Genomic DNA, 13,473 nt, shown 5'->3' with positions numbered 1-13,473 from the left:
GGTTATCCCGGATATGATTGAACGACGGACCGCGCAAAGATACCGATATATTTGTAAAATATGAATGAAAGTGCAATCGTCGGGCCCATGGCATAGCGGCCGGGCACCGTAATCCCCGCCCAATCCGGCATCATCCGCCCGACGTGGGGGCGTGCCATTTTCAACACAGTGAAGGTGACCACAACAAAGGCGGACAGGGCCAGGACAAAGGCGGCGACCCCGTCGACGGGAATGAAAAGAAACACAACCGGGAGGAGTTTCACGTCCCCCCCTCCCAGCAAACGCGCTGCAAACGCAAGAAAGCACAGTCCAAAGACCACAGCGGCGGCGACCATCCGGCCGGTGACATCATCGGGAGGGCCGGACAACAGACAGCCCAGTACAAAGATCAGGCCAAGGGCGGCGACGCTTTCGTTGCCGATGCGGCGATACCGCAAATCCGTGTAGACAACATGCATCAGGATCGCCGTCGGCGCCGCCAGCCAAAACACGGTGTCGATCACCCCTGTCGGTCCCGCTCAGAACTGATCATGGCAAGCAGCTCGACCTGGCCGGATGTCTCTGTCTTGGCATAGATGTTGCGCAGATGGGTCCGCACCGTCGGGATAGAGATATCAAGCGCCTCGGCGATGTCCTTTGCCTTGGCCCCTCCCGCCAGCAATTGGCAGACCCTGCGTTCGGAGCGGCTGAGCCCGCAGCGATTCCGCTCCCCCAGGATGGCGCCGTCCGGCTCATCGGTTACGGGCCCCCGGGTGCGGCCAAAACTTCGTATGGTGCGGGCAATCAGACCAGGACTGCGCAGACCCCAGCCATCGGCGAGTGCACGTGCGATCAACAAAGGCGGCATTTCGGGATCTTCCTTTGGCGGTCGGGCGAAATGCATCTCGATCGCGTCGATCTGCACGGCGGTCGCTTCGAGGATGATAACATGCACGCCCGACAGATCGCCCCGGGCGCGCCATTCCTGCCCGGCGTGGGACGCGGAAAAGGCATCCTCGAGCATGAGATCGGACAAGAGCCAAAGTGATCCCGGCGTCAACGTATCGAGCCGGGTATCGCGCAGATAGCGCAACAGCCGCCCACTGCTGAGCGTCGGCTGTGTCCGGTCCAGATCGCCCACCACTGCGGCAACCGGCAATACCCGGTCGCGCGCCAGCCGCAGAACCTCGGCGTTGGCCGCGCCGCATTGGCGCGCGAATACCGAAAGTACCGAAGAAATCGGCAGATGCCCCGCAAGCGCACCATTCCAATCGGTCACAAGCGCGAGCGCCTGGGCGATCCTTGCATGCAGATCGGTCGCGCCGTGAAACGGCATCACGTCCGTCAGGTCGTTCACCTGTGCCCTTGGCAACTCAAAAACCCTCGCCAAAAAAGTGCGGTCATAACGTTCTGATAAACTATAGCGCATAGTCTGCGTGCACCACCAAGGTCGGAGGTAGCGAGAGTAGAGAGATGTTGCGTGAATAATACATTGATATGTCAATGTTTTCCGCCTGCATCAGCGAAGCCGTTGATATTTTCTGGTGTCAAATCAGGCAGTCGCGCCCCGCAACCGCCCAGAAATGGCCCCAAAGGCTCATCCATGTGGATGATGTGGATGTGTCAAATACTCGGTAATTTCTATTCATCGGCGGCACCCAGAACGGGAGCCAATCACCACAAAGCGGGCAGTTGGCTCCGCGCTACACAACGAAGGAAACGACATGACAAACAACCTGAAAAACGCATTTGCCCGTCTGCGCCGCGATGAAGAGGGCGCAACCCTCGTCGAATACGGCATCGCACTGGGCCTTGCGGTCACACTCGGCGCCGGTGCGCTGCTGACACTCAGCGGCGACGTGGGCGAAACAATGGGCAAAGCCTCTGGCGCTCTGGAAAAAATCGAAGAGCCCGCCGACGAGCCCACTAGCTAAGCGCTGCGAAGCTTTCTCAATGGGACCCGCCGCGCCACACCGGTGTGGCGGGTCTTTTCTTTCCTGCTGTTCATAAGGTTTCGCATGTTTCGCACCCTGTTCACCACATTCCGGCGCAGCCAGGACGGCAGCATGTTGGCCCTTTGGGCCGTTTCGCTGGTGGTGTTTCTCGGGCTGCTGGGCATGATCTTTGATCTTGGACGCCTCGGCACCACACAGGCAGAACTGCAATCCTACGCCGACAACGTGGCCCTCGCCGCCGCGGCGGAGCTCGACGCGCGCCCCGACGCGCTGTCCCGCGCGCAGACGGCGGCAACCTCGCTGATCCGCGACCAGCAGACATTCGGCGAAGGTGCGACCGCACTCACCGGCGTCGATGACGTCACCCTCACGTTTTACCGCCCCGACACCGACGGCAGCTTCACCCGTAGCGCGGCCCTTGAAACGACCAGCCCGTTCAACGCGCGCTATGTCGATGTCGCGGTTGCCCCGCGCAATGTCCCGCTGGGCCTTGGTGCGATCCTGACCAGTTTCCGTGGCGCCGAGATCAATACGCAGACCTCCGCCAGCGCCGCCGCAACCTTCGAGCAGGAGGCCTGCAATGTCGCCCCCGTGGCCGTATGCCTGCCTGCGCTAAGCCTGAATGCAGACGCCGCCATCGGCTCGACCCTTGAGCTTGAGGCAAGCGTGAACCTTGGCCAATTGCTGCCCGGCAACATCGGCGCCGTGAACACGCTCACGAATGCGCTCGACGGTCTGTCGATCTGCGCGGGTCTGCTGGGCGACCAACTGACCGCCTGCCTGATCGCCGCGCGCGAGCCAGAGACCGCGTGCAGCGGGCGCGGCGGGCTCGAAATCTCGCTCGGCGTAAACGGCAATGAGCTGATGGAATCGATCAATACGCGGTTCGGCGAAACCCTTGGCGTCGCCTCGACCCTGATCGGCGATGATTTTGCGGGCGCACCGAATATCCTGCAAGGCGTCATGAGCGGCAACATCTGCGAGGCGCTTCCGGGCGGGGACGACGCCGCCTTTCCCGGGGATGATTGCCTGCGGTTCGGCAGCTGCGACACCGTCGGCAACGGGAGCTGGCAGGTCGGTCGCGACATCTACGTGGATACCTACTACGACGGCGAGGATCCGTTTCCCGAGGCCGGCACCCGCTTTGAATTCTACCAGGCTGAAATCGCGGCCTCAGGTCAGCTCGGCGGCGTGCCCGAAGAGACCGGCGGCGGTGGTTTGCTGGGGGGATTGCTCGGGGGTGTCGGCGACATCGTCGGCGGGCTCACCGGTCAGATGTGTGCCCCGCAGGAAATAATCGACCCCACACGCCGCCTGATGGTCGTGGCCGGGATCGATTGCCTGAACGTTGACGTGCAGGCAGGCGTCAGCGCCCCCGTTGTGCAATATTTTGAGGCGTTCGCGCTTGGCCCCGCCCGCGACGGGACGCTGAATGTCGAGATCACCGCCTGCCTTGGCAATAATTGCACCAGCGGCGACGGCCGGGGCAATCTGGATACCGAAATCCGCGATATCGTGCGGTTGGTTGAATGAAACGCCGCCCCCTCATGCGCTTTTGCCGCGATCAGGACGGCGCAGCCCTTGTCGAATTCGGGCTGCTGTTCCCGATCTTCATGCTGATGCTCGGCATGACGGTTGAAGGAGCCCGCACCTATCTGGCCTATCAGACGACCGTGTCGGGCGTGCGCGATGCCACCCGTTTTATCAGCCGGGTGGCGGATGTGGATACCTGCACCACCGGCGCTGGCCTGTCGGGTTGGAACGACCGGCTTGCCCTCATCGTGGCCGCCGACGCCGGTGGCCGATCCCTGATGCCCGTAGCCGTACAGGTTGAGGACGTCACCGCGACGCTGAGTTGCCCGGCAAACGGCCTGCGCGGGGGTGCTACACCGCTTGCGACGGTCACGGCGACCCTGCGGATCCAGTACCCGTTCAGCGGTTTGATGCGGCTCGCCGGTGTCCGGACCGACACGCTGACCACGACGGTCAGCGATCAGACACGGATCCTGGGCTCATGATGCGCGCTTCCCTCTCCCCCTTGCGGTTGCGCATCAACCGTGCGCTGCGCGACGAGGATGGCGCAACGCTTGTCGAATTCGCCCTCGTGACGGCCCTGTTTCTGCTGATCCTTTTCACCCTGATCGATTTTGCGCGGTTGGGCTTTACCAATGTGCTCGCCGAAAAGGCGACCGAGCGGGCGGTCCGCATGGCCGTTGTGCGGCCCGCCGTCTGCGACGGCCTCCCGTTGGGCAACGCGCGCGGGATCATCGGTACGCTGTCGATTGACATCCCCAATGGGACGCGCTGCACCGAACGCGCCGGGCTGTGCCACACACCGGCCACGCAAACCTGCACTGGCGATCTGTCGCATCCCACGGTTGCCGCGATCTGGGCGCAGGTTGCCCCGTTGATGCCGACCAACGCGGGCCCCGAAAACCTCGCGTTCAGCTACAGCTTTGATCCCGCGCTCAACCGCGTGGGCGCTACCTACAACCCGATCGTCACCGTTGAAATCACCGATCTGACGTTCGACTTCATCTCGCCCCTCGGCGCGCTTGCCGCCGCCGCGGGCGCCTCCGGGCAACGCGATCTGGGGGAAAGCTTTGCCTTTTCCTCGATGAGCGCGTCGCTCCCCGCTGAAACCATTCGCTAAGGACACCCACAGATGACCCTTGCACATCACGATATCGAAGACCGCGTCGCCAAAGCCATCGACACGCCCGCCCCGCGCACGCAAGTCCTGTTGCTGACCGTCAGCGACGGTCTCGCCGACGCGCTTTACGCCGAGATGTGTCAGGATACGACCGTCGAGGGCCGGATGGAACGAGCGGCGTTTGCCGACGCGGCTGGTGATGCCGACCGTGACTGGTCAGACGTGGATTTGCTGGTCTTTGAAGCAAGCGCCACACCCCACCGCGATGCCGACGCCCTGCGCGCGCTGCAGGCCCGGCTGGGTGCGCCAATGCCCTGCGTCGCGGTTGCCACCAGGTCGATTGACCCGACCCACGCCGAAGCGCTGCGCACTGCCGGTGTTGCAGAGATCTTGCCGCTGAAAATCGCCCTTGAGGAGGATGCAGAACCGGAGGAAGACAACCTCTTTGCCGAAGAATCCGCCACTCCCAAGACGCGCCGTGGATGGCTGCCCGCCGACGCCGAGCGGCAGCACGCGCCGCGCGAACTGGAAGCGCCCACGCAACAGGAAGCACCCGCTCAACAGCAGGCGCCCGACTGCACCCCGCCGGAACACGCCGCAGCCGCGATGACCGGAGCAGATGCAGAAACGCCTGCGCCCCACGCGGACGAAAGCGAAACGGCAGACGACGATTTCGACGTCCTGATCGAAGAGCCGGCCCCAGAGCCCGAGCCGAAACGCCGCCGCACGGTTACACAGGGACAGTTGAGCATCGTAATGCGCTCCCGGGGTGGGGCCGGCGCCACCACACTGGCGGTAAACCTTGCCGTCGCCAGAGCGCAGTCGGCGCCCGATAGTACGGTCGCGCTGGTCGATCTGGACATTCAGAACGGCGCGATTGCCGTCGCGATGGATCTGCCCGACAGCGCCGCCGCAAGCGCCTGGATGCGCGGCCAGAAACGCCCCGGTCGCGCGTTCCTGGAGGAAGCGATGACACGTCACAGCTCGGGCGTCGATGTCATGACTGCGCCGGACGTCTTTGCCCCGCTCAGCGCGCTTGACGCGGAGGGGGTGGCCCTGCTGCTCGACGCGCTCAAGGCGCGCTACGATCACATCGTCCTCGACCTGCCGCCCGCCATCGCCGAATGGATCGATCCGGTGCTCGAACGCGCGGAGCGGGTGCTGATCGTCACCGACACCAGCCTGCCCGCGATCAAGCGCACACGCCGCCTGATCGATCTGATCGGCGAAGAACATATGACCCTGCCCGTTCAGGTCGTGGTCAATCAGGAACGCCGCCCCGTCATCATGCCAGCCGTTCTCAAGGAATGTGAGGCCATGCTGGGCCGCCCGCTGGAGCATTGGGTGCCATGCGACCAACGCGCCGCCCGCCGCGCCACCGATCTCGGTGTGCCGCTTCAGATCAGCGCAAAGCGTTCGCGCATGGCTCGCGCAATCGCAGTGCTCGGCAACGCCGTCTTTGTCGCGCCTGCCGCGTCGGCTTCCACGACCAATTCCAGAGCGAAAGGATAGACCATGTTTCGCGCTTTCAAAGAGGTCAAATCTGCCCCCGACCAGGCGGCCAACGCAGCCCCCGCGCCACGTCCGGCTCCGGCGCCCGCAAAACCACCTGCCGACTTCGCTCACGCAGCGCCGTCCATGGCAGCTGCCCTGAGCACGGCACGCGCCCCTGCATCGCCTGAGCCAGACACCCCAGCGGAGCCCGTATCCCCGCAGGATCCGAACCGCGCCCTGAAAACCGTCCTGCACGAGCTGGTACTCGACAAGCTGAACCTGACCCTGCTCGATCAGGTCAGCCGCGAGGATCTGCGCCGCGAGATTGCAGGGCTTGCCGCAGGACACCTGAAATCCAAGGGGCAGCTCATGCAAAAGGGCGCTTTCAACGCGCTGGTCGATGAGTTGCTTGACGAGGTGCTGGGCCTCGGCCCGCTTGAGCCGTTGTTGGCAGATCCCAGCATCAGCGACATCCTCGTGAACGGCACCGAAAAAGTATTCGTCGAGCGCGGTGGCCTTCTGGAGCGTACGAATGTCTCGTTTCAGGACGAACGCCACCTTTTGCGCATCATCGACAAGATCGTCTCGACCGTGGGCCGCCGCATTGATGAAAGCCAGCCCTGGGTCGATGCGCGCCTCGAGGACGGCAGCCGCGTGAACGCGATCATCCGCCCCTGCGCCATCGACGGGCCGTCCCTGTCGATCCGCAAATTCTCGAAAACGCCGCTGCGCATGGACAAGCTGATCGAGCATGGTGCGCTCAGCAAACCCGCCGCGCTGTTTCTCGAAGCGGCCGTGAAGGGACGCATGAATGTGCTGATCTCGGGCGGGACAGGCTCGGGCAAGACGACGATGCTGAACGCGCTGTCATCCTACATCGATCCGCGTCAGCGCATGGTCACGATCGAGGACGCCGCCGAGCTGCAATTGCAGCAAGAGCACGTCGTGCGCCTTGAGACCCGGCCCGCCAACGCCGAGGGCAAAGGCGCCATCGCCCAGCGCGATCTGCTGGTCAACGCCCTGCGCATGCGTCCCGACCGCATCATGGTCGGCGAGGTGCGCGGCGCCGAAGCGTTCGATATGTTGCAGGCGATGAACACCGGCCATGACGGATCCATGACGACGATCCACGCCAATACAGCGCGCGATGCTGTCAGTCGGCTCGAACAGATGGTGACGATGATCGGCAATGATTTCCCGATGCAGGCCGTGCGCTACCAGATTGCCGCGGGCTTGCAGCTGGTCTTGCAGCTCAACCGCCTCTCGGACGGCTCTCGCCGGGTGATGAGCATCTCGGAAATCGTGGGCCTTGAGGGGGATACGATCATGATGCAGGACATCTTTGTGTTCAAGAAGATGGGCGTCGACGCAGAGGGTCGTGTGCAGGGCCGCATGATGGCCACCGGTGTGCGCCCCGCCTGTTTCGAGGCGCTGATGGCCTCCGGCGTGCCGCTGGCACATGATGCGTTCGCCCCCGGCGATCCGGCGGTGATCTGATGGAGATTTCCGGCACCCCGATGATCGTGCTCGCAACGCTTGGATGCGCCCTGCTCGCCGCGCTGGCGCTGCGCATGATCTTCGCCCCTGAGGCGCGCGAGGAAAAGACGCGCAGCGCGCGCATCCGGGCCATGCGCCCCGAACGCGCGAGCGACACCGCGCATGCGCTGGTGAAATCGTCTGCGGCACCGATGCTGGGGCTGACGCTGCCGGTCGTGGGAAATCTGCCACTGCTGCTGCGCCGGGCCGACATGGAGGGACGCGAGTTCTCTTTGGGGTTGATCGTGCTAGCTGCCGGAACCCTGACCGGCGCGGGCATGTCCTTTTTCCTGGTACCGATTATTGCCTTTCCCGCCGGTCTTGCCCTTGCCGCCTTTCTTGCGTTCAAGGTGCTGAGCGCGCGCCACGAAAAGCGGATGACTGCCCTGACTCAGCAATTGCCAGATGCGCTGGACCTGATGATGCGCGGCCTGCGGGTGGGTCACCCGATCAATGCGACCATCGCCAACGTGGGCCGTACCATGGCCGATCCGGTCGGCGCGGAATTCCGCCAGCTTGCCGAGCAGATCGCACACGGCGACTACCTAACCGACGCATTCCGCGACTTTGCCGAGAGGACCGGTCAGGAAGATGTCGAATACCTGTCGGTCTCGATCTCGATCCAGCACGGCACCGGCGGCAATCTGGCAGAAATGCTGGGCACGCTGAGCAAGGTCGTGCGCGACCGCATCATCATGCGCCGCCGGATCAAGGCGATCTCCTCCGAGGGGCGCATCTCGGCCTACCTTTTGTCGGCATTGCCCGTCGTGATCTATGTTGCCACGTCGCTTACCGCGCCGGATTACTACAGTGACGTCAGTGACGATCCACTGTTCAAACCTATCGCCGTGGCCATCGTGGTTCTGGTGGTGGCGAATTTCCTCACGCTGCGCAAGCTCGTGAATTTCAAGGTCTGATTCCATGCTTGCAGCCCAGAACAAAATGGCCGTGACCGGCCTCGCCACCCCGGAAAACCTGCTGCTGTACTGCGCGGCCTTCGCGGCCATGCTGCTGCTGTTCGGGCTTGTCGGCCTGTTTGCGATGCGTGATCGCACCGCTGGCCGGGTGCGCGCTATGAGCCAATCAATGAACAGGCCCGCGCAGCCCGGCTCCGCACATCCCCCAAGCCTGACCAAAGGCGAAGAGCGTGCGCCAAGCGGGTGGAAAAAAGCCCTTATCCCCGAGGATCCTTCCGAGCGGATGCAGATCCGCTTCCAGCTGGGCAAGCTTGGGTTCGAGCGGCCGGATGTGGTCGAACTGTTCTTTCTGCTGCGTTTGTTCTTGTCGCTGATTACCCCGATCTCCGTGTTCGGGGCCGTGGCGCTGACCCGCGCGGGACTGTTGCCCGAAGGGCTGAGCGAGACAATCAATGACACCGCCCCGCTGCGCCTGTTGCAGATCGCCATGGTTGGCACGGCGGTCGGGTTCTACGGCCCCGGTTATTGGCTGAAATCACGCATCAAGGCGCGACAGGAAAAGATCCGCAATGCGTTTCCCAACGCGCTCGATCTTGTCCAGATCTCGGTTGAGGCGGGGTTGGGTTTTGACGCGGCAATCAATCGGGTGGGCCACGAGCTTGGCCGCGTCGCACCCGAGGTAGCCTATGAATTCCTGCTGTTGCAAATCGAGATCCAGGCCGGGCGCGACCGCGAAGCCGCCTTGTTTGACATGGCCGACCGCATGGGCATCGACGAGGCGAAATCCTTTGCACTGGTGATCGTGCAATCGCTGCAATTCGGCACAAGCCTGACGCAGGCGCTCAAGACCTACGCGGTCGAGATGCGTGAGATGCGCGAGCTGAATGCACAGGAACGCGCCAACGCGCTGCCGGTAAAGATGTCGGGTGTGATGTCGATGATGATGCTGCCCGCGCTGTTTCTGATCACGCTGACGCCGATCATTATCCGCTATACGGCGATCTACTGATCCTGCCCCGCCGGATCGGCGATCAACCGCAGCTTTTTGCGTGCGCGCATCTTTGACGGGGTGGCGCCGTATTCATCGCGCATCGCGCGCGCCAGCGCCCCTTGCGAACCAAAGCCCGTCGCCACGGCCACATCGATAAGCGGCACCAGCGTATCCTCGACCATGGCGCGCGCCCGACGGACGCGAAGCCGTTTGTAGAACCGCGCCGGCGTCTCGTCGAAAACTTCACGGAACACCCGTTCCAGATGCCGGGTCGACAGTCCAACCTCCCGCGTCAGCTCCGTCATGCTTAGCGGCTCTTCGAGGTGGGTTTCCATCAGCCTGATCGCGCGGGTAACGCGAGCGTCGAACAGGCTTGCGTTGTCGGCAATGTCGCGCGGTTGCTCTGCGTCGCTGCGCCGGATCGCGGGCAGCAGCAGGCGATTGCCCAGCTCGGCCACTTCGACAGGTGTGAGATGGGCCGAGATCAGACCGATCACCAACTCGGGAGTCGCGCCACCGCCCGCGGCGGTCGTCACCCCGTTGGACCGCTCGGAAAGCCGTGTGGTCAGAGTGGGATGATAGCCCTGCTCGCGCAGCATCGCCACGTCCCGCCAGTGGGTTGTCACAGCCCCCGGGGGCTCTCGGTGTTGCGGACAAAGGCGGTGGCGGCCTGGCTTAACAGCACCACGGGACGCCGCAGCCGCTGCATTGCACGCATCCGCCGGGCCCAGGCGCCAAAGGAGACATGCCCCCGCCCAGCACCACCATCACATCGCCAAAACCATGGTCGTCGATCGCCGGCGCCGCCCTGACCAGCACGTCGCCGATTCCCTGCACAAGCCCCGGCATGTCGCTGATGATCCGCGTCGCGAACCTGGGCGCGCCGACAACGTCATTTGCAATGCTCAGGGTGTGCGTGATGCCCGACATCTCGACCGCGTTAAAGCGGCGCTGAACGAACAGCTCAAACATCAGCGGGGCAGCATCGGGCAAGGGGGTTTCTCCTGCGGTGCGCGGCGGGGCCGTGAAAATTTCGCCCCGAATTTCACGAGGCCCCCTGCGTATAGCAGATTTTTCCGCTAGCGCTAGATCGCGCGGCCAAGCAGCATCAACGACAGAACCGTTACGCCCGCGCCGACTGCGAGCTCCAGCACCGGCATGACCCAGACCCAACCGGCAGCAGTGCGCAAAAGACCGCCCCGCAATCCGCTCGCGGCCAAGCCCACGGCCACTGTCACCGACGCGGTGCCCAGCGCCATCGCAATCGTGGCAGCGATCCCCATCACCGGTATGCCCATCTGCCAAGTGATGATCAGCACAAAGAGGGCTCCGGTACAGGGGCGAATGGCAATGCCTGCGATCACGGCCGCCGCTTCGCGCAGCGACTGCACATCGCTCACCTCGTCCAGTGATGGTCCGTGGCGGTGGCCGCAGCTGTCGCAGACCTCACCCGGACCATGATGGTGATCGTGACCCTGCCCGTGGCCATGGCCATGGCCATGCGAGTGGTGATGTGCGTGATCGTGGGTGTGCGCGTGTACCGCCGCCTTCTGCCGCCGGATCCCACGCAGACCTCGCCACACCAGAATGATCCCAAGGCCCGCAATCATCGCGTAACTCAGCGGCGCCAACGTATCTTCAGCGGCGCCGACCATGCGCTCACGGCCCAAGTCCAGCAACCACAGCCCGCCGAATGCCAGAACGATCGCGGTCAGCGCCTGCCCCAGGCTCGCCAGAACGGCGATCACCGACAACCGCACCATCGGTACGGCCCGCGCGATACCGTAGCCGCCGACCACGATCTTGCCATGTCCCGGCCCGACCGCGTGGAAAAACCCGTAGGCAAAGGCACCTCCCAGCAGCGCAAGCAGCGCACCGGGCTCTCCGCCGCGCAGCGCGCGCAGGGTCAGGGCCATGCCATTTTGAAACGACCGCTGCTGCTCGGCCGCCCAGGCAGAAAGCGTGTCGAAACCGCCACTGAACCACAGCGCAAGCAAACCGCCCCCCACGGCGAGAAGAGCGATCGCTATTGCACCGCGCATGTCACCGTGACCTCCGTTGCGAACCGCGCGCCGATATCGCCATACCCCTGCTCTTCGGCAAGGTCAGGATCCTCCGGTATCGCGGAAAGCTCGGCCTGCGTAAGCGCAAGCGCGGCTTCAAAATCCGGCACGTCGCGGGTGATCTCGCAGCCCTCGCGTCCGCTCACCGAAATCGGCAGGTCGACCTCATAAGCGGTGTAGAATGTGCCATCGTAGGGGCGCAGGACCAGCGGCGCATCAAGGACAGGCGCCCCGACCACGCGGCGCAGATGGGTCGTGGTGATCTGGCCCTCGTCAAAGGCTGCAGTCGCCGCGGACGGCCTGGAGAACGCAAGCCCGACCCCGCCCAGTTCGCCAACCAGATCGCCGTTATATCCTTCGATCCAGTTCATGTCGAACCCGGTCAACGTGGCGATTTCCGCATCCGTCAGCGTGCCGTCGTAATCGTCATCAAGGCCCATGTCCTCGGTAATCAGCAGCGAAAAAAGCGCGTCGTAGGTCCATGTCACGCGCACATGGGTCAGGCGGTTCTGGTCATCAACGATGATTTCCAGCCCCGTGTTCACAAAAATATGCGGGTGTGCGCCGAGCGGTGCGGCGCAAAACGCAAGGAATAGACCAAGGAGGTGTTTCATCGGATTAACCTAAGGCCGCGCGCGCGCCGGTTCAATCGCTCACCGCTAGATGGCGGCAGCGATCAGCCGACCCAGACGGGTAATCCCTTCGGCGATGGTGTCTGCATCCGTGCGGCTGAAGCTCAGGCGCAGCGTATTCTGCCCCGACCCATCCGCGTAAAACGCGTGCCCCGGCACGAAAGCGACGCGCTCGGTTTCCAGCGAGCGTTCGAGCAGGGCAACCGTCGCCACATGCGCGGGCAGCGTCAGCCAGATGAACATGCCCCCCTCGGGCCGGGTCCAGCTGACTCCCTCGGGCATATGCGCGTCGAGCGCCGCCAGCATCGCGTCGCGGCGGCTGCAGTAGGCGCTGCGGATCTTTTCGACATGCGCGTCAAATTCCGCACCGGCCACCTCCGCGATAGCCATCTGGTTGAGCGTCGCGGAATGCAGATCCCCCGCCTGTTTGAGCAGCACAAGCCGGTCGATCACCTCTCGCGCGGCGCAGACCCAGCCAACGCGCAGCCCCGGTGCCAGTGTTTTCGAGAACGATCCGCAATAGATCGTGCGGCAGGCGTCGATTTCCCCCCGCCGGGCGATTTCGCGGGCGAGCACGGGGGCAAGCGCCTCCCCGTCGTAGCGCAGGGATTGATAGGCGGCATCCTCGATCACCGCGATGTCGAGCGCCTCCGCCGTGTCAAGCAACCGCTCGCGCGCGGCGGCATCCAGCGTGCGCCCGGTGGGATTGGCAAAATCAACCGACAGATAGGCGAATTTCACCCGCCCGGGTTCGGCGCCTTCGGCATAGCTTTCCGGCGGCCGGTTCGTGTCTGGGTCAAAGCGGACGTAGCGCGGCTCATAGGCGTTGAAAGCACCCAACGCACCGAGATAGGTGGGCCAACCGACCAATGCCGTATCGCCGGGGCTCAGCATCAGCTTGCCCAGATAGTCGAGCGCTTGCTGCGACCCTGAGGTGATCAGGATATTGTCGCGCACACAGGGCACGCCCAGCCGTCCCATCTCGCCCACGATCCAATCGCGAAGGGGTGCGTATCCTTCGGAGACGGAGTATTGCAGCGCCTCTCCCGCTTTGGGGCCCGACAGCGCGCCGCTCATCGCGTCGGAGAACGCCTGCGCTGGAAACAGGTCCGGGTCGGGGATCCCGCCCGCAAAGGAAATGATATCAGGCTGGTCGAGGAGTTTGAGCAACTCGCGGATTTCGCTCGCGCTCATGCGCTGCGTGCGCGTCGCCAGAATCTGTTGCCAATCCATGTCGCCCCTCCCGTTGGTCA

General features: G+C 63.9%; 15 protein-coding genes. 8 read left to right on the top strand and 7 right to left on the bottom strand.

Features of this window, described 5'->3' with window-relative positions:
* Positions 1-2 precede the first annotated feature (2 nt).
* Both KDD17_RS01180 and KDD17_RS01175 read right to left on the bottom strand, forming a co-directional pair.
* Entirely contained in the window at positions 3-503 is a 501-nt protein-coding gene (locus KDD17_RS01180) for an A24 family peptidase (protein ID WP_212704907.1), read from the bottom strand.
* On the bottom strand, positions 500-1,336 hold the full coding sequence (locus KDD17_RS01175) for a helix-turn-helix transcriptional regulator (RefSeq protein ID WP_212704906.1): 837 nt from the start codon (positions 1,334-1,336) through the stop codon (positions 500-502). The genes KDD17_RS01180 and KDD17_RS01175 overlap by 4 nt, the downstream gene beginning before the upstream one ends.
* A 367-nt stretch (positions 1,337-1,703) precedes the next feature.
* Here KDD17_RS01175 and KDD17_RS01170 point away from each other — a divergent pair, with 367 nt between their 5' ends.
* From KDD17_RS01170 to KDD17_RS01135, 8 genes are all read left to right on the top strand, one after another.
* Complete coding sequence (locus KDD17_RS01170) at positions 1,704-1,913, top strand: Flp family type IVb pilin (protein ID WP_212704905.1); 210 nt, start codon at positions 1,704-1,706, stop codon at positions 1,911-1,913.
* Between the two features lie 84 nt (positions 1,914-1,997).
* Positions 1,998-3,467 carry a pilus assembly protein TadG-related protein gene (locus KDD17_RS01165; RefSeq protein WP_212704904.1) on the top strand — a complete coding sequence of 490 codons (1,470 nt, stop codon included), beginning with the start codon at positions 1,998-2,000 and terminating at the stop codon, positions 3,465-3,467.
* Positions 3,464-3,952, top strand: a complete 489-nt coding sequence (locus KDD17_RS01160; protein WP_212704903.1) for a TadE/TadG family type IV pilus assembly protein — start codon at positions 3,464-3,466, stop codon at positions 3,950-3,952. The genes KDD17_RS01165 and KDD17_RS01160 overlap by 4 nt, the downstream gene beginning before the upstream one ends.
* Positions 3,949-4,587 (top strand): TadE/TadG family type IV pilus assembly protein, encoded by a 639-nt coding sequence (locus tag KDD17_RS01155; RefSeq protein ID WP_254796847.1) that lies wholly within the window; start codon positions 3,949-3,951, stop codon positions 4,585-4,587. Before KDD17_RS01160 ends, KDD17_RS01155 begins: the two co-directional genes overlap by 4 nt.
* A gap of 12 nt (positions 4,588-4,599) precedes the next feature.
* Positions 4,600-6,099 (top strand): CpaE/TadZ family protein, encoded by a 1,500-nt coding sequence (locus KDD17_RS01150; protein WP_212704902.1) that lies wholly within the window; start codon positions 4,600-4,602, stop codon positions 6,097-6,099.
* A gap of 3 nt (positions 6,100-6,102) precedes the next feature.
* Complete coding sequence (locus KDD17_RS01145) at positions 6,103-7,578, top strand: TadA family conjugal transfer-associated ATPase (protein WP_431358135.1); 1,476 nt, start codon at positions 6,103-6,105, stop codon at positions 7,576-7,578.
* A complete protein-coding gene (locus KDD17_RS01140) occupies positions 7,578-8,534 on the top strand; it encodes a type II secretion system F family protein (RefSeq protein ID WP_212704900.1) in 957 nt (318 codons plus the stop codon). The genes KDD17_RS01145 and KDD17_RS01140 overlap by 1 nt, the downstream gene beginning before the upstream one ends.
* 4 nt (positions 8,535-8,538) lie before the next feature.
* Positions 8,539-9,543, top strand: a complete 1,005-nt coding sequence (locus KDD17_RS01135; protein WP_212704899.1) for a type II secretion system F family protein — start codon at positions 8,539-8,541, stop codon at positions 9,541-9,543.
* On the opposite strand, the gene KDD17_RS01130 is transcribed toward KDD17_RS01135, so the two are convergent.
* From KDD17_RS01130 to KDD17_RS01110, 5 genes are all read right to left on the bottom strand, one after another.
* Positions 9,537-10,151, bottom strand: coding sequence for a helix-turn-helix domain-containing protein (locus KDD17_RS01130; RefSeq protein WP_212704898.1), 615 nt, complete (start codon positions 10,149-10,151; stop codon positions 9,537-9,539). The genes KDD17_RS01135 and KDD17_RS01130 overlap by 7 nt on opposite strands.
* Positions 10,152-10,200: 49 nt before the next feature.
* Entirely contained in the window at positions 10,201-10,497 is a 297-nt protein-coding gene (locus KDD17_RS01125) for a helix-turn-helix domain-containing protein (protein ID WP_212704897.1), read from the bottom strand.
* Between the two features lie 113 nt (positions 10,498-10,610).
* Positions 10,611-11,567: a nickel/cobalt transporter gene (locus tag KDD17_RS01120; protein WP_212704896.1), complete on the bottom strand. Its 957-nt coding sequence runs from the start codon at positions 11,565-11,567 to the stop codon at positions 10,611-10,613.
* Positions 11,552-12,202, bottom strand: a complete 651-nt coding sequence (locus KDD17_RS01115; protein WP_212704895.1) for a DUF1007 family protein — start codon at positions 12,200-12,202, stop codon at positions 11,552-11,554. The genes KDD17_RS01120 and KDD17_RS01115 overlap by 16 nt, the downstream gene beginning before the upstream one ends.
* Positions 12,203-12,247: 45 nt before the next feature.
* On the bottom strand, positions 12,248-13,453 hold the full coding sequence (locus KDD17_RS01110) for an aminotransferase-like domain-containing protein (RefSeq protein WP_212704894.1): 1,206 nt from the start codon (positions 13,451-13,453) through the stop codon (positions 12,248-12,250).
* Between the last annotated feature and the right edge of the window lie 20 nt (positions 13,454-13,473).

This window comes from Sulfitobacter albidus (assembly GCF_018200035.1).
Classification (GTDB): domain Bacteria; phylum Pseudomonadota; class Alphaproteobacteria; order Rhodobacterales; family Rhodobacteraceae; genus Sulfitobacter; species Sulfitobacter albidus.
The sequence above is the reverse complement of the archived record's forward strand: the minus strand, read 5'-3'. Positions and strand labels throughout refer to the sequence as shown.

Bases quoted from the DNA above. Each gene is read 5' to 3' on its own strand.
- KDD17_RS01170 (WP_212704905.1), top strand. From the start codon at position 1,704: ATGACAAACAACCTGAAAAACGCATTTGCCCGTCTGCGCCGCGATGAA.
- KDD17_RS01165 (WP_212704904.1), top strand. From the start codon at position 1,998: ATGTTTCGCACCCTGTTCACCACATTCCGGCGCAGCCAGGACGGCAGC.
- KDD17_RS01160 (WP_212704903.1), top strand. From the start codon at position 3,464: ATGAAACGCCGCCCCCTCATGCGCTTTTGCCGCGATCAGGACGGCGCA.
- KDD17_RS01155 (WP_254796847.1), top strand. From the start codon at position 3,949: ATGATGCGCGCTTCCCTCTCCCCCTTGCGGTTGCGCATCAACCGTGCG.
- KDD17_RS01150 (WP_212704902.1), top strand. From the start codon at position 4,600: ATGACCCTTGCACATCACGATATCGAAGACCGCGTCGCCAAAGCCATC.
- KDD17_RS01145 (WP_431358135.1), top strand. From the start codon at position 6,103: ATGTTTCGCGCTTTCAAAGAGGTCAAATCTGCCCCCGACCAGGCGGCC.
- KDD17_RS01140 (WP_212704900.1), top strand. From the start codon at position 7,578: ATGGAGATTTCCGGCACCCCGATGATCGTGCTCGCAACGCTTGGATGC.
- KDD17_RS01135 (WP_212704899.1), top strand. From the start codon at position 8,539: ATGCTTGCAGCCCAGAACAAAATGGCCGTGACCGGCCTCGCCACCCCG.
- KDD17_RS01125 (WP_212704897.1), bottom strand. From the start codon at position 10,497: ATGTTTGAGCTGTTCGTTCAGCGCCGCTTTAACGCGGTCGAGATGTCG.
- KDD17_RS01120 (WP_212704896.1), bottom strand. From the start codon at position 11,567: ATGCGCGGTGCAATAGCGATCGCTCTTCTCGCCGTGGGGGGCGGTTTG.
- KDD17_RS01115 (WP_212704895.1), bottom strand. From the start codon at position 12,202: ATGAAACACCTCCTTGGTCTATTCCTTGCGTTTTGCGCCGCACCGCTC.
- KDD17_RS01110 (WP_212704894.1), bottom strand. From the start codon at position 13,453: ATGGATTGGCAACAGATTCTGGCGACGCGCACGCAGCGCATGAGCGCG.